Genomic DNA, 18815 nt, shown 5'->3' with positions numbered 1-18815 from the left:
AATTCTGAGCAAACACCTAAAAGCTCATGACAACTGACAATTCCCTCGTGTTTATTATTTATTAAAATACTTGTAGGGTAGTCGATTTTTACCCTCATCCTAGGTACTGCTAGGCTTAAAATGTAAACATACATTTTTTGTAAATTCTTGGTGTATGCTTACAAAAGCAAAATTTCTAAGCATATTATTAGTAACATTCATTATTGTATCCGCTATTCATATTTATTCCAAAAATGCTTCAAAGATTCTTCAAGTTCAAGTACAAAAAATAATAAACAGAGAAAATACAGCTAATAATTTATGCGATTGCCAAAGCCAAGAATGCCAATTCAGCATAGAATTTATCAGAACGGATCATCAAGGAAATACAAAGGCTAAAGGTGCAAATTATGTTCTTATTTTTGATCCAAAATCTCCGAAACTAGATTTTAAGGTTAGTCTTGCTTTAGCCCATGAAATTTATGCTAAAGATGCTAAAGGAAGATTCCGCAAAGAATATGTTCCAAAACAGTTTCATGAAATTATAGCCGATGATAATGCAAAACTAAATGGCAAAAAACCGATTGCAGCCATTAACGGGGATTATATAGATCCTGAGAATAAACCCCAAGGCTTGAACATTTCGAGGGGGGTAGAATATTCTGGTTTATTTAAAGATAAGCGGTCTTCTTTTGGAATTTCAGGAGGTGCAGAAGAGCGAAAAGCGACAATTCAGATTGGGAAAAGAAACGAGCAAAATTTAAACTATAACTTAGTAGGAGGAAATGGAAGATTTTATAAAGATGGAATATTTAAAGATATTTGTAATGACTTGGGAGAATATGCCTGTAAACACGAAACCAGTCGCTCAATGGCAGCAATTACTTCTAAAGGCTATGTAATTTTATTGGTTAACAACGTCGAAACCGATGGGCCATTATATCCAGATAAGTTTGATGATGTCCTGAAAGGAATTTCTAACAATCACTGTTTAGGAAATATTCAGGAAGCGATGTTATTTGATGGTGGGTTTTCAACAGCTTTTTACTATAACGACAAAATCTATGTAGAAAACTCTAATCCAATTGGCTCAGTTTTCTTAATTTATAAAACCGAGTAAAACTTTATTAAGCTACTTTTATATTTATAAGTCTCAAGTTTCATCTGCATTTTCTATACAGTCTTCACAGTGATATTTTTTAGGTTACACTTTGCAAGCGGCGTTTAGGTTTATGCAACCGAGTTTACCTCTCATCGAGTATATTGCTATACTCTATTAATTTACTTAAGTTTACTTTTTATCTCAGACAGAGACTTTTCAGTTTCTTTGATTTTTGCTTCTTTTTTTAATTTTTCTAATTTCTCATCCAAAATAATTTCTATCCCTTTTTTTAGACTACTAAAATGATTCAAGCAATCTTCTTCACTTAACTCATGAATTCCTTTACTTAGAATTGAATAAATAATTGTATTTTTAACTAATGATTCAGGCAAAATATCTTTCAATAAACCGATTTTTTCATTAACTCGACTACTGTTGTAAAATTCTTCGTCCCATGCATCTGTTTTTTTAGCTTCTTGATGAGCTTCTTCGACTAAATTTTCAAATATTCTTCTTAAATAAACAAAAGAGCCAATACCGATTTTATGACTGACAAGCCCAATAGCCCTACTGAATTCCTTATATTTTGTTTCACCTAATACTTTTCTATACTTTCCTATCTCGGTCATATTCAAATCAGCAATTGAAGGATATTGACCAATTTTTTGAATTGTACCTTCGCATACTTTAAAACAAAAATGCATCCTATGACTGTTATCCCTGGCGCAGGAAAAATTGACATTAAATATTCTATTATTTAGATTAGATTCTTGCCAACGAATTAGTAAAGGATTTTGATTTTTAGCATTAGCAAGTATTTTCTTGTCTTTAATCGATTTTGACAAATGTCCTAATATAGGTTCGTTAATACCAACCATTTTCTTGAAGGTACTTGGCTTTTTACAATTCAGGCAGAAAGCATCAATCGAACCTTTGAAATTTTCAATTTCCTTAATTAGTTCGGAATTAGGCTCTACTTCAAAAGAACCATAAAGAGGAATTTCCAGAAAAAACTCTATAGGAGAAGGAAATTCATTGTTTAAATTTGCCACCTTTGATACTCCTTGGTAATAAAACTTAAAGCTAAACCTATACCCTAGAACCATAAGCTAGTAGGGTTAGGTGAAAGCTTATGAGTTACATAATAACTACCATATCATCCGATTAGCTTATGCTTACACCTTCAATTTCTGCCTCCGATAATTCATACAATTCGCGTAACTTCTGTAATTTCTCCTCAGAAGGTTGCCAGAAACCTCGCCCATTTGCTTCTATCATTCTCGCAACAATATTGCGGAAAGCTTCGGGATTCGCCTCACGCAATTTATTTGCCATTTCTGCATTTAAAGCATAGGTATCTGCTGCTTGGTCGTAAACCCAATCATCGGTAAAATCAACAGTCCCTCCCCAACCAATTAACGCTGTCATACGTTGGGAGATTTCATAAGCACCACCGGAACCTTGATTCGCCATTGCTTCTGCCCATTTGGGGTTCAGCAATTTGGTACGATACTCCATACGAAGTAAATCGTCTAAGTTGCGGGGAGTGGTGTCTTTAGAGAAGCTTTCGACGAAGCTGGCGCTAACTTTTTTACCACGTTGTTTTTCTGCGGCTTTTTTCAAGCCGCCAGTGTTGGCGTAATATTCTTGAATATCGGTAAGACCATATTCAACCGAGTCGATTTCTTGGACAATGCGATCGCTTGTTTGCAACAACTGCGTCAGCACTTCTGGTCTAGCTTGTCCTTTGTCTTTTCTACCGTAGCTGAAGACATTGCGATCGCGCCAAGTATCGCCCAATTCATCGCCAGATTCCCAGTTACCATCGGTTACGCGATCGTTCACTAACGAACCAAAATCACCGGCGGGGTTAGAGAATAATCGCGCTGAGGCATTTTCTACGCCTTGAGATTTCAACGCTAAAGTGTGTTTGCGGATAAAGTTTTGGTCTTCCGGTTCCTCAGCATCAGCGGCACGTTGAAACAAATCATCCAACAATTCAATAATGTTGATAAAGGTATCGCGGAAAATTCCCGAAAGATTCCCTAACACATCAATACGCGGATGACCGACTTCTGCAATTGGTTTCAATTCATAACGGACAATTCTTCCCGTACCTTCCTTAACAGGTTCAGCACCCACTAATTCCAGCAAAATTCCCAGAGATTCGCCCTTCGTTTTAATCGCATCCAATCCCCATAACATCACCGCCACAGTTTCCGGATAAGAACCCTGTTCCTTAAGATGTTGGGCGATAATCTTTCTAGCAACTTCTCGACCCCTTTCGTAAGCGGCTGGGGAAGGCATCCGATAGGGATCTAAAGCATGAATATTCCTGCCTGTTGGCAACACACCAGCACCATCCCGCAACAAATCACCACCCGGCGCAGGCGGAATATATTCGCCATTAAGTCCCCGCAGCAAATTAGTGATTTCTTCACTATTTTGTTGCAATAAATCACGTATTTTTATCGCTTCATCTATTAACTCTGGAAGATTAGGATTGATGCGAAATTTAACATTAGGATATGTTTTGTTTAAGGATTCCCAGTGTGCTGACAGTGCTGCCTGTTTGTCTGCGCCTTTAGCAACTGCCTCAATAATGTCTTTTGGTAACTCAAAATAAGCATCAAAATAGCTAATTAGCCCTTCTGGAGTTGGCGGTTCCCCCAATGTATGCAAACCAGATGAGAAAAGACGATTTTCTAGAACTTGCAGATATTCGTACAGTTTTACTAAGTAAGAATTAAAAACATCTGCACTGAACAGTCTGGCATTCTCAGGCGAGAAGTTAATACCTAAGCGTTTAGAATCCTCAAAAGAGCAATCTGCATCCAAACCCGTATCTACAATCTTTTTACAAATCGCTTCCTTGAGGGCGTAATTTTTTTGCGGGTCTTCCCGATACTCCGCGATTAAATCGCGCAGCGACACCAATTCTTTGTACAATCCAGCACGACCATAAGGCGGCACATTATGGGAAATCAGCACCCCGTAGCCGCGACGCTTTGCCAACATTGATTCAGAAGGATTGTTCGCCGCATAGATATATAGATTGGGGATATTTCCTAGCAGAATATCAGACCAAGAATAGCCCGTATTACCGAGCGGAGATCCGGGCAACCATTCAACCGTTCCGTGCATTCCGAAGTGAACGACAGCATCAGCTTGAAAGTCGTTTTGCAACCACTTATAGAAGGCGGCGTACTGAGGATGAGGTGTTAAATCGCGCTCAAAGATTAGCCGCATCGGGTCGCCGGAAATTCCCAAGGGTGGCTGTACGCCTATCCAAATATTTCCTAGTTGTATCCCTCCAATTTGAAATTCATCTCCATAAGTTTTGATGCCAGTTCCAGTGAGGGATTTCCACTGTTTTTCGATGCGGCTGGTGAGTAGGTAGCCCAACCATTCTTCTAGGGTTTTAGCATTAACGTTTGTGCCTCCCCTAGCCCCTCCAGATAATCTTGCCCCCTCCCCGTGAACGGGGAGGGTTGGGGTGGGGTTCTCATCCGCTTCTTTCACCAAGCGAATTAATTCTTCCCCATTTTCCGGTAATTCGCCTACGTTGTAGCCTTGGTCTTTGAGGGCGTGAAGGAATTTAATTAGACTTCGCGGTACATTCAATAAAGCCGCTGTACCCGTCGCGCCATATCCAGGCGGAAATCCATATAAAATTACGGCGACTTTACGTTCAGCCGTTGGCTTTTGTCGCAGGGAAATCCATTTTTTTAACCTTCCTGTTAAACGCTGAACTCGTTCTGGAATTAAGTAAATATCTTCTCCCATCAAACCGCCGAGAGGAACTGGATCGATTGCCCCATCCAGTTCTGGCAAAGCATATAAAACAACACTTTGTAACCCGCCAACACCCTGCCGCGTCCAAGAATGGATATCTTGAATTAGTAACGGTGCAGCGACGATATAGGGTACATTCTTGGCAGTTAGAATGCGTTTGGCTACTTCCACTTGTCGCCCTGCTTCCATTGACCCGGCAGGGCCACCGACGAGGGGAAAGCCAATCGTAGAGACAATTGCATCTACTGGAACCGCATCTTCAGACAGAGATGGAGTTTCAAGATTACCGAGTTGTCGCTGTTGCATTTCGTAGTTTGTTGTCATCCAATCCCGCACCGCCACATGACCTTCGACGCCGTTGATAAAGATTGGCAAAGGTATCAACCCAGCTTTCTCAAAGTGGCGAATGAGTTGGGGAATGTAAGGCTGTTTGGTGATAACGTGCTTGCGATAAAGCAGAATGCCGACGACTGGGGATTGGAAATTGGGAATTGGAAATTGGGAATTGGAAATTGGTGAATTCTCTTTGTTTTTATCTTCTCCTTTGCGAAGCTGTCGATACCATCCCAAATATGCCCTTGGAGATTCAAAAAAGCCTTGATAATCGGGATGCAGCAATCCCATATTTGGAGTTTCAACTGGCGGTGGAATTTCTCCTACCTTTAACTGCAAATATTTCTCTGCCAGCGTCCAGAACATCGACGCGACATTTTCTGTTCCACCAGCGTTCCAATAACCGTAAATAATTAGCCAGTTGCGTAAGTCTTGCACTTTTTGCACTGGCACAAATTTTAATAATTTTGGCCCAACTTTTAAAAAGCTAATATAACCGGCAAGTTTGTCTTCTTCTCGCCCGTTGCTGAATTTGTCGAGAATAAATTTAACTGGCTTGGGCATCCCCTTGGGTTTGTCGCCAATTTTGAACGCGCCTATCTGAGTGAGGCTCATCAATTCCAAGGCTGACTCGAAAACGAGGCGAATCGGAATATTTTGCACCCTTTGGCGCAACCACATGACTTGGTCGTAATCAAATAGCAGACTGCCGAAAAAGACATCTGCCCCTTGGAGTGCGGCTTCTACGGCTTCTGGTTCTGTGGTGAGGGCGCGATCGCTAAACACCCGAATATCCAACTCCGGACACCTAGCCTGAGCCAAATGAGCTGCCTTCCGGTACAAGTCAGCGTTGAATGATTCAAACCCAGCAATTAGAACAATGCGTTTCATGCCCAGAGAGATTAAAGGTTCCTACTTTCGATCTTAAGCAGGAACCTTGGGGATGGGACGCCTAAGCCCACCCCGACCTCAGATTGCTTTTAGTAACTCGCCCTGAGCATCCCGCTGAAGATATTAAAGTTCTTATCAATCAAACCGATTAAACTCTGAGCATTAGAGAGCGATCGCGGTGGGTTAGAAATCAGCGTATCTAAGGCAATCAAGCGATTAAAATCAACTTTGATGTCACCAGTCCGCTCGGTTTTCCCATCGCTTTCGTAAAACTTGACCCCCGCCTTCTTGTGCATAATCTCGATTAACTCCTGCGCCATGATGCCATAGCCAATCGTGGTGGGATGAATGCCATCCAAAGAGAATAAGCCGCCTTGAGTGCGACCTGTTGCATCAGATTTAAAAAAGCGGGAATCTGGTACAGGTGAAAGTGCCTGAAGCTCAGGTGGCAACTCGTACTGACCACCCACTTCATCCCACCAAGTCGGTCTGGCTTCCGGGTCTTGGATATAGCGCCTGGATGCCAAGCGATCTAGTAGTCCAGCCATTTCAAACAGATACCAATCTCTGCCTTCCTGTCGAGCCTGATGCACCGCTTCGGTTATAGAGTCGTTGTACTGGTCAATCGCACTATCGATTGCTCGTGCCTCTTCCTCTGTCAGGTAGGGGTGCTTATTCGGATCGAAGTCTTCTTCGGTAAGCCAAGGCAAGGAGTAGTAAGGAAAGTATCGAGATCCCGGCTTAGCTTTTTTCCCTTCATTGTCTTTATTGATACCACGGGCAAAAGGAAGGATGGTGATGTGAGGAACCGTTGCCAAGATTACATGGCGAGCGCGGATTTGCTTAACTTCCTCAACCAGCTTGTCCAGTTCAGCCTTAAAGTGAATTGGACGCCAGACAGTATAGCGATCGTTGACCGCCATATCGTCATAACCTTCAGCAGTCCAAGCTGCCTTAAATGTCAGAATACTACCCAGCGCATTGTTGCCACCGATGATAACAAGCAGCGTTTCAATGCCGTTACCATCGCTTTCTTGCGTCCCCTCAGCGCCCAGTGCTGCCGCCGCTTGCAGTGGTGTCAGCGCGTTGCCTTGTGCATCCCGCGCCGAATTCAAAACTCGGATAGCAGCGCGTTCGTTATGGTACTCAACAACCTGCCGGAGATAATCGTCTTTGGGCGGATTTTTCCGAATGATGTCTAGGCAAATGTCCGCAGTACGCGACAGGGTATTCCGCAAATCCCAACCATAGACCGCCAGGTTGTGATTAATCCCTCGTTGAATTGGGAAGCGGGAGCCTGCGTCACGTTCCCAATAATCCTCTATATCGTCCATGTAGTGGCGTATAAACAACAGCGCTGGAGCGAAATCCAACCAGTTGATATCACCAAACTCCCGATCGAGTTGTCGAGCCAGATGCTCTAGGTTGATCGGAAACCCATCTCCTGGCCCGTCGTAGGTGGGATAACGCATCTGGTTAGACCAGCCCATTTCCTTGGCAATCATCATCGGATAGGAGAGGCTAGTATTAAAGATTGCCCCACTTTGAAAGCCGTGAGAGAGAGAGTCCCCAATCGTGACTAGCCGATGCTTAGGAGTTCCTTGTCTACTCACTTCAACGGCAATGCCCAGACTGGGATCTGTAATGGGTTTTCGCGCCTGTGCCTGAATAATTACATCGTCTGGCGTGCGATCGCGCATTCGATTTCCAGAGTCTGCCATAAAGTCTCCTTATTAAAAAAAGCGAACATTCGTTACCAGATGCTCCACAACCGATGAGATAAAATCCGGAATTTGTGTTAAATCAGCAGCGGTTTCAAATTAGCCGGTAGAATCTCTAAGACGATAAGATTCAATTAAATATTGTAGCAATTTGTAACAATATTTAAATCTTTTATTTGAAAACTGGACAGAAGATTAGGTAGAGGTTTTACTATAAAAGCTACCTCAAGTTCAAGAAAATTTAATTTTATAAAAAAGCCAGATAATTAATTAACTATTAATTATCATAAGTTAGAGGATTGATTTTAGGCATAATGTATTTTCCAATAATGTAATTATTAGAATTAAATAAGAAGATAGACAGAAGATGGAAATAATAACTAAAGTTATATTATCGAAACTTATTAAGCATTAAGTTATAAAATGCAACTATATCGCACAAGCAGTGTAACTCTCATTGGCTGCGTTATTTTGTAGCGTTAAAATAGCACAAAAGCTAGACTTGATCGATGGCTTTTTTTGGCTAGTTAACAGAAAAGTTAGCAATACTGAATTCAGGTGGAATCTATGGCTTTTAATATCAGTGCGCTGAAATTACCTACACTCAAAATCGGCTCTAATGGAGCAGCAGTCAGTGCTTGGCAAAGCTTTTTAAAAGAGGCTGGTTATCCGATAGGAACCGTTGATGGAGACTTTGGCAAGATTAGCGATACAGCTACCCGTAGTTATCAGCAAAGGAATAACTTGCCGGTTAATGGAGTTGTGGATAATACCACCTACACCAAAGCTTTGAGCGACGGTTTTCTTTATAAAGTTCCCAATCTTACGGCAGCAATGTTGCTTGCTTATCTGCGCTTTGGCGAGGCAGAGGTTAAAGATTTACAAAAGTCTTTGAATACTATATTGGTTCCCGACTTAACCGTAGATGGAGACTTTGGAGCTAGAAGTAGCCAAGGGTTAGCCCAAGCTTATCTCCAAAGAGATGTGCGCTTGCGTGATGAATTGGAAAATCTACTTTCTGCAACGACTAAGCAGAAATTAGGCGCAGACTTTATCCCAGCAATGGATATCCTCAACGCCTATGCCAAAAGAATTCGATTTCGCTTGAGTGGTCCGCATTGGTATGACAACTTTCCGACTAGCCGCTCGATTTCTGATTTAGCTTCGCCTTTCCGAGAAAAGGTAGCAGCTTTTCAAAAAGCTTTAATTGATGCGGGTGCCCAAACCATTATTGCCGCTACCTATCGACCTCCACAAAGAGCTTATATGATGCACTATTCGGCTCGGATTAGTCGAGGAGAAATCAGAGCAGAAAATGTACCAAATATGGCGGGAGTTGACATTGAATGGGTACATTATACGAACGCTGTAGCTGTGCAAGCCGCACAACTGATGGTAGATGAATTCGGCATTGGGGGGAATCCGGTGGCTCTAAGATCTCGCCATACTGAAAGGCTAGCCATCGATTGGAACATTACCTGGGAAGGAATTCTAAAAATAAAAAAGAGAGATGGCACCCTGGTGAATATTGGCGCTCCCACGAATGGTGCCAACAATACGGCTCTCTATAGTGTGGGTGCATCTTATGGCGTATTTAAGCTAGCAAATGACCCGCCCCACTGGTCAGTTGATGGTCGCTAAGGCTGAGGAGTTTTTTGAGTTAAGATTTTGAGTTTAGATTGTAGAGACGCGATTTATTGCGTCTCTATTTATCGATAGTTCAGAAATTTAGATTGGGCAACAGTAAAGCAAAATGGTATGAAAACAAAAGGTAAACTTTGCTGATTGCCGAACATCTACCCAACTGAGAGCTATGCAAGTTCAAAGATTTGACCTTAGCGCGGTTATCATCCGCACTACTGCGATCGCTCTACTGGCATTAATTGCTGGCTGTTCATCCGATCCCTATACAGAATCAGCACTCCAGCCAACCAAATCCTCGAATCGCGCCGCTACTACAGCAGAAGTGGGTTTAGCACGTCACTTGAAACGCACCAAAGCCAAATTTTACGGTGCATATTGGTGCCCTTTCTGCACAAAACAGAAAGAACTGTTTCCAAAAGAGGCGCTTGGCTATATAAACTACATTGAGTGCGATGCGGGCGGTAAAAATCCGCGTCCAGACCTCTGCATAAAGGCAAAGATTAAAGGCTTTCCCACTTGGGAAATTAAGGGGCGGCGTTACTCAGGTCTGCTTTCTTTAGAAGAACTCGCCGAGCTATCCGGGTATAAAGGCGATCGCAACTTCCAAAACCGAATTTGATCCGTGTCGCCAAACGCTTCGCTCAAACGAACAATGCCATGCCCCTCCGATGGTTCCCTCATTGTGGCTGCACAGCGGCTGGAGAGGAAATGGGTTGTGCTTGTCCGGCTTGTACTAGAGCTTGATAAATTGCAGCAGCTACCTCAGCACGAGTCGCCGCTTGATTCGGTTTGAGCAAGTTTTGATTCGGATAGTTAATCACAAGACCGGCGGCTGTAGACGCTGCGACACCTTGGGTCGCGTACTTAGGAATCTCCTTGGCGTCTTGATAAGTCTGCAAAGCTTGAGCCGGATTGGACGGTGGTTTCAGCCCTAAGCCGCTAGCAAGCGCAACCAAAACTTGCGCTCTCGGAATTTCTTGGTTTGGGAGAAACCGATTTCCCGGATATCCTTTCAAAAAACCCGTTGCCACAGCCTGCTTGATTCCAGCTTCAGCCCAGTACCCAGCGGGGACATCTTGAAAGTTTGAAGCATTCTGAGCCGGTTTTTGACTAAAAGCTTTTCGCAACGGAGCCGTAAATTCCGCTCTCGTGATCGGTTGATCGGGGCGAAAAGTGCCATCGGTGAAACCCGCGAGGATGTTGCGCTCAACCAGCGCTTGAATGTAAGGACGCGCCCAGTAATTGTCGGGGATATCGGAAAAGTTGATCGGTTTAGCTGGGGCGGAAGGCGTGGGTACGGGTACGGGAACAACCGCCGCTGGCGCAGAAGGCGCAGGCGCGGGTACTGTGGCGGGGGCGACTGACGGCGCTGGGGCGGAAGGCGCGGGTACGGGTACGGGAATCGGGACGCTTCTCGATACCGTGTTTGGATCGTCGGGTATGAGTAGTGTTCGGTTTGGGTCGCTCGGTGAAGCAGAAGGTGCCGGAACCGTTTGCTGGGTGGGCGATTCTCCGGGTATCACCGTTGGTAGCGGCGCTGCTGGCTTTGGACTCGCCGTGGCGTCAGGAGTCGGCAATCCGGTCAAATTCAACCCTGGCTCCCTTCTACCAATTGACCAGAAGAAAATCGTGCCAATCACGCCGAAGGCAACAACAATGCCAATCAACTCATCAAAGCCAAGCCGAGAGGAACGTGGATCGGGGGGAGGTGATGTCATTTACCTGAGTTCATGCAGCAAGTAGCTTATACCCTAAAATGCCTAGCTAAGTCATCCTTCTTAAAGCAAGAATTAAAAATTTTTGGAGGACAGAACATGAAACTTGTTTTGATAGAAAGCCCTGGAAAACGGCAGAAATGGCAGAAAAGTCTTGGTTCTGGCTACCGAGTGATGGCAAGCATGGGTCATGTCGTTGAGCTGGCTAAAGACGGGGAAGATGCACTGGGATTTGACCTATCAGGCGATCGCGTTACTTGTCGATTTGTCCCCCGTGGCGACCGAGGCAAAAAGGTTCTCACAGAATTAAAACAAGCCGTCAAATCAGCAACCGAAGTCATATTTGCGACAGACCCAGACCGCGAAGGGGAGGTCATTTCTTGGCATCTGGCACGAGAACTCAAGGTAAAAAATCCCCGGCGAGTAGTGACGAGCGAAATTACAGAAACTGCGATTAAAAAAGCAGTGAGCAAACCCCGTCCCCTCGACCAGAACTTAGTAGATGCAGCTCTTTTGAGGACGTGTCTCGACAAGCTGGTTGGCTTCAGAGGCTCCCCTCTCGTTTGGTCGCTCAAAAACGGAGCCAAGTCAGTCGGTCGGGTTCAAAGCGCAACCTTGCACCTATTATGCGATCGCGAGAGAGCGATTACAGCCTTTGTCCCTGAAGATTACTGGTCTGTTTACGTTGACTACGCCGAGGGGTTTCGAGCCTTTTATGCCGGACAAGTGAATCGTTCCGATGAGCCTGAAGTAGAGGAAACCGATGATTCTGAGTCTCCTGACAGCAAAAAAGCTGCTGAAGGAACCAGAGTGACAACACAAACTCAAGCGGATCAACTGGTAGCGATGGCGAAGAGTCATCCGCATCAGGTAGTCAGCACCCAAGGTAAAGTGAGTTTCAAAAAACCACCCGCCGCATTTACTACCAGTTCCCTTCAGCAGGCAGCAGGAACGCGTCTAAAGCTGAATCCAGAGAAAACAATGCAAGTGGCGCAAAAGCTGTACGAACAAGGATACATCACCTATATGCGTACAGATAGCCCAACTTTATCTGAGGAGTTTTGCGCTTCGGTGCGGAAGTATCTGGAGCAAAATGACCCAGAGAATGTCCCCCAAAAGACGACTGTTCGTAAAAGTGCAGCGCTGTCCCAGGAGGCGCACGAGGCAATTCGACCGACAGAGATTACCCGGCTACCATCCGTCATTAAAGCAGAGTTAACACCCGAAGAAGCTGGATTGTATGATTTGATATGGCGACGCGCGATCGCTTCTCTGTGTCAACCAGCGCGACTCCTGAAGACGAAAATTGTCACCAAATCTGGTAGCGTTACTTGGCAAGCTTTGGGTCAGGTGCTACAGTTTGAGGGCTATCTGCGCTACTGGCGAGATATTGGTTCAGATCAAGTGTTGCCGACTCTCAAAGAAGGGCAACCGCTGACCTGTACCCATGCGGATGCCGATAAGAAGCAGACGATGCCACCACCCCGGTATTCTGAGTCTAAGTTGATTCAGGTGATGGAGAAACAGGGGATTGGGCGTCCTAGCACCTATGCTCCGACTGTAAAGACTTTGAAAGAGCGGGAGTATGTGGTTCTGAAGAAGGGGTTGCTCGTTCCGACCCAGCTAGGGATGGAAGTTGATGAGTTTTTGGGTCGGGTGTTACCTGAGCTGATTCAAGCAGATTTTACGGCAAAGATGGAGCGGGAATTGGATGCGATCGCTCACGGTAAGCTGGACTGGCAAAAGTATTTGACTAGCTGGAACCGCGACTATTTTGCCCCAGCACTCAAGAAAGCCGGGGCAAAAATTCCCGTTTCTATGCCGACTGTAACGAATCCAAGCCGAGTTAAGGTCACTCCACCTGTTTGTGAACCCCCGGATACTCGCACCGATACTAGCACGGAGACTCGGTCTGAACTTACTAATATTCGGTGTCCGAGATGCAAACATCCAATGACGAGGGTTTACTCGAAGTCTAAAAAACTTCAAACAGACCATTTTTTGAGCTGTGATGAGCGCAATAATGGCTGCGGTGCTGTAATGTTTTTTAACGTATCCACGCTAGAGTATGAATTGCCTGACGCTAAGCGGAAAAATCCGCCGCGTTCTGACAAGCCTTCTCAGCATTCTTGTCCGATTTGTGGCTCTTCCCTAGAGCGTTACAAATACACCAAAAATGGTCAAGATAAGGTGATGTTGCGTTGCTCTAACCCGAAAACCAAACAAAATAAATGCAAAGAGGTAGCCTTCTTTGAGAGTAAAAAAGGTAACTGGTGGTCGCCAAAATTTGGCGAGCTTGGCGCGGAGTAATTCAGTAAGAATGCGTAGGTATACCTGTGGCTTGGTTTCTTGATTTACAAAGCGCCTAATTGAAGGACGTTGTTTACTTGATGGTTGAAGGGTCTGGAGTGTACGCAATCATTATCAAGTTTTAACTAAAAAATAAACGCCAAGTCAGTCCCCCCATCCCTCAACTCGAATTGCATTCTATTGGAGATATATTTTAAACTACAGCACAACTATTCACAAAGAACAGCGGCATTTCAACAATTTGGTAGTTGCCCTTACACATAGCTGGAAATAAAATAGCTATGTGTAAGCATATTTTAGTTGGCATCAGCGGTTAATGGCACCACATTTATTTAAAGATTTTCTTCATGCATAAAAATAAATTATAGCTAAATATAAAGTGATAGCAGACATTATTTTTGCTGCAACGCTTAATAAATTTAAAAAGTATTTTTGTTGTTTTTACCGTTGTTTTAATAAAAAGTTAAACCAAGAGAACTCACCTATTTTTTTATAGGTTCTAAAATCAAAACTAAAATAAATACACTCTTCTACCTTTTCAAATTGAATACAATTTAAATTGTAAAAAATTGAAACCTGTAGTTCCAGCCTACTTGCGATTCTAAATTACCAATTTTAAATACTCTAAGTTTTGCTGTGCCTGGGTTTTAACCCCTAAAAATTTTTTTAAACACGATCCCTTAGCTTTATACCCTCTACCCAAGGCTGGGTAGGGAATCTCAAAAAAACTGTTTATTATACCATAAAATTTCAACCATAAGAAAATTTGTTAAAATAGTTAACTTGCTTCAAGGGACTGAAATTGCTATTATTTAAATTCCTGATTTTGCCTATCTCCGTGCAGCCTACAAAGCTTTCGCCCAAGCTGAGAATATGAAGCTGGGTGTACCCACTCGTGTGAAAATAAACAGCAAACTTCCACAGGTTTAAATTGAGTGGATATACAACTACACTAAAGCGGAATAACTTGGTATCATAACCCTTTGAACCAGGAACGTCACTAGCGTCAGGTTGAGGAATGAAGTCTGATAAATCATTGATAAACAACAAAATTAAGCGGCAACTGCAACAAACACCAGTGGCGATTATCGGAATGGGTTGCATTTTTCCGCAAGCCAGGACTCTAGAAGAGTATTGGGAAAATATCATTACAAAAACCGATTGTATCTCTGATGTTCCTCCCTCACGCTGGCGGATTGAGGACTACTACGATCCAGATCCCAAGGCACCGGATAAGACTTATTGCAAACGAGGCGGATTCATCCCGGATATTGATTTTGATCCGATGGAATTTGGGCTGCCTCCCAATATTCTAGAGGTGACAGATGTCGCCCAAATGCTCTCGTTGGTAGTTGCCAAACAGGCAATGGAAGACGCTGGTTACGGTGAATCCAGAGATTTTAATCGGAAAGGCACAGGCGTCATTCTGGGCGTAGGGGGCGGGCAGAAACTAATTACGCCGCTAACTGCCCGTTTGCAATATCCCGTTTGGGAGAAGGTTCTTAAAAACAGTGGTGTATCTGACGAAGATACCCAAAAGATTATTGAGAAGATAAAACTTGCCTATATCGGCTGGGAGGAAAATTCTTTTCCGGGCATGTTGGGGAACGTGATTGCCGGACGAATTGCCAACCGCCTAGATTTAGGAGGAATTAACTGTGTTGTAGATGCAGCCTGTGCCGGGTCATTAAGCGCCCTGCGGATGGCTTTGAGTGAATTGACCGAGTATCGTAGCGACATGATGATCGCGGGCGGTGTGGATGCCGACAATTCGATCTTCATGTATATGTGCTTTAGTAAAACGCCTGCCTTTTCTAAAGAAGGGAATTCCCGTCCCTTCGATATAAATTCCGACGGGATGCTGTTGGGTGAAGGCATGGGAATGATGGTTCTCAAGCGGCTTGAAGATGCCGAACGAGATGGCGATCGCATTTATGCCGTCATCAAGGGAATGGGCACCTCCAGCGATGGCAAATCTAAGAGCATTTATGCTCCTCGTTCGGAAGGGCAAGCCGTAGCGTTGCGTCGAGCTTATGAAGATGCTGGATTTGCACCCTCAACAGTCGGTCTGATTGAAGCTCATGGTACAGGAACCGTCGCTGGCGATCCGACAGAGTTTGCAGGCTTAAATGAAGTTTTTAGCCAAAACAACTCCCAAAAACAACATATTGCCTTGGGGAGCGTTAAGTCTCAGATTGGACATACCAAAGCAACAGCAGGTGCAGCCAGCCTGATCAAAACGGCTTTGGCTTTGCACCACAAGATATTACCCCCGACGATTAATGTCACCCAACCCAACCCTAAACTTAAAATAGAAGACTCACCCTTCTATTTGAATACCGAAACCAGACCCTGGCTTGGCATTGATGATGAAACGCCAAGAAGAGCAGGGGTCAGTGCGTTTGGCTTTGGAGGCACGAATTATCATGTCGTCCTCGAAGAATATCAAAGGGAACATCAACAGGCTTATCGTTTACACAGTACGCCAGCGACCATTCTGCTGGATGCTCCAACAGTAGGAGAATTATTGGCGAAGTGTGAAACCCTAGAGTCGCAATTAGCAAGCGATCGCGGCACACAACATTACACAGAACTTGTCAGCGCTGCGAGTTTAAAAATTCCCGTTGCCTCAGCCAGAGTGGGATTTGTCGCCACCTCTGCCGCAGAAGCCCGTGAATTATTGCAGATTACGATTGACTTACTGAAAAACAAACAGCAAGCCAAATCGTGGGAGCATCCCAAAGGAATCTATTACCGCAAAACTAGCCTGAACCCCCAAGGGAAGGTAGTGGCGCTGTTTTCGGGGCAAGGTTCGCAGTATTTGGAGATGGGTAAGGAACTTGTCCTTAACTTCCCTCAGCTTCGCCAAGCTTACAGCGATATGGACAAATACCTGGGTAAGAATGGGTTGCCACCCATTTCCCAAGTCGTTTTCCCGTGTCCTGTTTTTGACAACGCCCAAAAGGATGCCCAAATTGCGGCATTACAACAGACCGAAAATGCCCAACCCGCAATTGGTGCCTTGAGTTTTGGTCTCTACAAGATTATAGAAGAGGCAGGGTTCAAGCCTGATTATGTGGCAGGGCACAGCTTCGGGGAACTGACAGCACTATGGGCGGCGGGCGTTCTGAATGACGAAGATTACTTTTTCCTCGTCAAAGCCAGAGGTCAAGCGATGGCATTCCCCGACGATCCAAAAGTTGATACCGGCATGATGCTGGCGGTGAAAGGGGATATTTATAAAGTCAAAGAAGTTGTCGAGAATTTCCCCAAAATCACCATTGCCAACTGGAACTCTAACAATCAGGTGGTATTAGCGGGGGCGAAGGAAGAAATCGCCAAAGTCCAGCAGAAATTGGAGCAGCTTGGGTATTCGGTTGTTTTACTACCCGTTTCCGCAGCTTTCCATTCACCGTTTGTCGCTCACGCTCAAAAACGGTTTGCAGAGGTGCTGGATCGCGTTACTTTTAATCAGCCGAAAATCCCGGTATACTCCAATACAACCGGAAATCTTTATCCAGACAATTCCCATACCATCGGACAAACCTTAGCTGCACATATTGTCAATCCTGTGCATTTTAAGCAGGAAGTTGAAAATATTTACGCAGCCGGGGGATATTTCTTTGTCGAAATTGGTCCCAGGAATATCCTGACCAATCTGGTGAAGAATATCCTCGAAGATCGACCCCATTTAGCGATCGCCTTGAATGCCAGTAGCAAAGGAGATAGCCAGCGCCAGTTGTGCGAAGCCTTTGTTCAGTTGCGCGTGGCTGGCTTGTCTTTAGATAACCTCGATCCTTACCTAGTTAAATCAAAAACATCCAATTCTCAGCAAAAGAAGAGATTGAATGTGCCTTTAAACGGCGCTAACTATGTCAGTGAGAAAACCAAAGCTGCTTTTGAACACGCTTTGCAAAACGGACACCAAATCAAGGGAAATCCAGAAAGGGAAAACAGGAATGGGAAATTGACACAGGAGCCGAAGAAATCTTTAGCCCCGAAACCAACACCACACATCGCCCCAATCCCTACCCCTCAACCCGTAATTCCCGTACCCGTAATTCCCCAAGTCAAAATGCCAGAGCCGATACCAGTTCCACCCGCAACCAAATCAGAGGCGCAACCCATGCAACAATCTTCTGTAAATAATCAGGGTCTTCTAGAAAGTTTAGAGCGCAACATGATGCGCTTTCACGAACATCAAGCTGCCAGCCAGCAAGTTCACGAACAATACCTGAAAAATCAGTTGGAATATTCCCAAAGATTTTTCCAGCTCATGCAGCAACATTATTCTCTTTTGGGGGCTGGTAATGGTGCGAATGGGTCAGTTGTGAATGGTCAGGCGTCAATCGCGCCGGTTCGGAACTTTGAGCAAGGACAAAACGGACAAGGAACCTCTGACAAACCACAGTATTCGGTTGTTTCCCCTACTGCCACGACTGTCGTACCGACACCCGAGAAGCTGATACATTCTGGGCTAGCTGCCCCAGAAACCGTCCCTACAGCGGTGCCAGTAATTTCCCAACCCGTTTCCAGCAATGGTTCGCAGGCAGCCCAGGCTCGCTCAGTAGAGACAAACAGCGTTTCAACTCAAATCGCTCAATTAGAGCCAACAGAAGTTGCGCCCTCTTTCATCGAAAATACCCCTAGTGCGTCCGTAATCGCGCCGGTGGATTTGACCCCCCTGATTCAAGCGCTGTTAGAAGTAGTCAGTGAGAAAACTGGCTACCCCACGGAAATGCTAGAGCTTTCAATGGATATGGAAGCAGATTTGGGGATTGACTCGATCAAGCGGGTGGAAATCTTGGGAGCAATGCAGGAGTTATTCCCTGATTTGCCGCCGGTGAATCCAGAACAGCTAGCTGAACTCCGCACCCTCGCTCAAATTGTTGAATATATGGGCAACAAAGCGCCATCAACAGAGGTCGAGGTTTCTGCTCCAGCGGCAGCAGTTTCAGCGAAGGCAGAAAACGGATTTGTCTCCCAGGAGAAGGCGAATGCTCTGATCCAATCCCTGTTAGAAGTAGTCAGTGAGAAGACTGGCTACCCCACGGAAATGCTAGAGCTTTCGATGGACATGGAAGCAGATTTGGGGATTGACTCGATCAAGCGGGTGGAAATCTTGGGGGCAATGCAGGAGTTATTCCCTGATTTGCCGCCGGTGAATCCAGAACAGCTAGCCGAACTCCGCACCCTTGCTCAAATTGTTGAATATATGAGCCAGGAATCGCGGGTGGCTGAAAAAAAAACTTAACCCCAGAATCGCAGCAAGTTGAAGCTTCATCTGAAGCTTCAACTGAAGCTGAACACAAGATTCAACGCGGT

At 44.7% G+C, this 18815-nt stretch carries 9 protein-coding genes; 5 read left to right on the top strand and 4 right to left on the bottom strand.

What is annotated here, in order from left to right:
* Positions 1 to 154: 154 nt before the first annotated feature.
* Positions 155 to 1099: a phosphodiester glycosidase family protein gene (locus NDI33_RS05920; RefSeq protein WP_190677672.1), complete on the top strand. Its 945-nt coding sequence runs from the start codon at positions 155 to 157 to the stop codon at positions 1097 to 1099.
* Positions 1100 to 1260: 161 nt separating this feature from the next.
* Here NDI33_RS05920 and NDI33_RS05915 read toward each other — a convergent pair whose 3' ends face one another.
* The 3 genes from NDI33_RS05915 to NDI33_RS05905 form a co-directional block, all read right to left on the bottom strand.
* Positions 1261 to 2133, bottom strand: a complete 873-nt coding sequence (locus tag NDI33_RS05915) for a short-chain dehydrogenase (protein ID WP_190439769.1) — start codon at positions 2131 to 2133, stop codon at positions 1261 to 1263.
* 112 nt (positions 2134 to 2245) lie between these two features.
* Positions 2246 to 6100, bottom strand: a complete 3855-nt coding sequence (bchH, locus tag NDI33_RS05910) for a magnesium chelatase subunit H (RefSeq protein ID WP_190677670.1) — start codon at positions 6098 to 6100, stop codon at positions 2246 to 2248.
* Positions 6101 to 6189: 89 nt separating this feature from the next.
* Complete coding sequence (locus NDI33_RS05905) at positions 6190 to 7821, bottom strand: hypothetical protein (RefSeq protein ID WP_190677668.1); 1632 nt, start codon at positions 7819 to 7821, stop codon at positions 6190 to 6192.
* A 567-nt stretch (positions 7822 to 8388) separates the two neighbouring features.
* On the opposite strand from NDI33_RS05905, the gene NDI33_RS05900 reads away from it, so the two are divergent.
* Positions 8389 to 9462: a peptidoglycan-binding protein gene (locus tag NDI33_RS05900; protein WP_190439772.1), complete on the top strand. Its 1074-nt coding sequence runs from the start codon at positions 8389 to 8391 to the stop codon at positions 9460 to 9462.
* Positions 9463 to 9634: 172 nt separating this feature from the next.
* The gene (locus NDI33_RS05895) at positions 9635 to 10084 is read left to right on the top strand and encodes a hypothetical protein (protein ID WP_190677666.1); all 450 of its coding nucleotides are present in this window, start codon (positions 9635 to 9637) and stop codon (positions 10082 to 10084) included.
* A gap of 58 nt (positions 10085 to 10142) precedes the next feature.
* Here the strand turns inward: NDI33_RS05895 and NDI33_RS05890 are convergent, their stop codons facing one another.
* Positions 10143 to 11183 (bottom strand): S-layer homology domain-containing protein, encoded by a 1041-nt coding sequence (locus NDI33_RS05890; protein ID WP_190677664.1) that lies wholly within the window; start codon positions 11181 to 11183, stop codon positions 10143 to 10145.
* A 96-nt stretch (positions 11184 to 11279) separates the two neighbouring features.
* On the opposite strand from NDI33_RS05890, the gene topA reads away from it, so the two are divergent.
* Both topA and NDI33_RS05880 read left to right on the top strand, forming a co-directional pair.
* Positions 11280 to 13490 carry a type I DNA topoisomerase gene (topA, locus tag NDI33_RS05885; protein ID WP_190677662.1) on the top strand — a complete coding sequence of 737 codons (2211 nt, stop codon included), beginning with the start codon at positions 11280 to 11282 and terminating at the stop codon, positions 13488 to 13490.
* A gap of 1018 nt (positions 13491 to 14508) precedes the next feature.
* Complete coding sequence (locus tag NDI33_RS05880) at positions 14509 to 18744, top strand: type I polyketide synthase (RefSeq protein WP_190677659.1); 4236 nt, start codon at positions 14509 to 14511, stop codon at positions 18742 to 18744.
* The last annotated feature ends 71 nt before the right edge of the window (positions 18745 to 18815 follow it).

The organism is Trichocoleus sp. DQ-A1 (genome assembly GCF_039961955.1).
GTDB lineage: Bacteria > Cyanobacteriota > Cyanobacteriia > Cyanobacteriales > FACHB-T130 > FACHB-T130.
Note: the sequence above shows the minus strand (reverse complement) of the source record. Positions and strands in the feature narration are given on the sequence as shown.

What these genes read in the sequence shown, in the direction of transcription:
- NDI33_RS05920 (WP_190677672.1), top strand. Translation starts at nt 155, where the DNA reads ATGCTTACAAAAGCAAAATTTCTAAGCATATTATTAGTAACATTCATT.
- bchH (WP_190677670.1), bottom strand. Translation starts at nt 6,100, where the DNA reads ATGAAACGCATTGTTCTAATTGCTGGGTTTGAATCATTCAACGCTGAC.
- NDI33_RS05905 (WP_190677668.1), bottom strand. Translation starts at nt 7,821, where the DNA reads ATGGCAGACTCTGGAAATCGAATGCGCGATCGCACGCCAGACGATGTA.
- NDI33_RS05900 (WP_190439772.1), top strand. Translation starts at nt 8,389, where the DNA reads ATGGCTTTTAATATCAGTGCGCTGAAATTACCTACACTCAAAATCGGC.
- NDI33_RS05895 (WP_190677666.1), top strand. Translation starts at nt 9,635, where the DNA reads ATGCAAGTTCAAAGATTTGACCTTAGCGCGGTTATCATCCGCACTACT.
- NDI33_RS05890 (WP_190677664.1), bottom strand. Translation starts at nt 11,183, where the DNA reads ATGACATCACCTCCCCCCGATCCACGTTCCTCTCGGCTTGGCTTTGAT.
- topA (WP_190677662.1), top strand. Translation starts at nt 11,280, where the DNA reads ATGAAACTTGTTTTGATAGAAAGCCCTGGAAAACGGCAGAAATGGCAG.
- NDI33_RS05880 (WP_190677659.1), top strand. Translation starts at nt 14,509, where the DNA reads ATGAAGTCTGATAAATCATTGATAAACAACAAAATTAAGCGGCAACTG.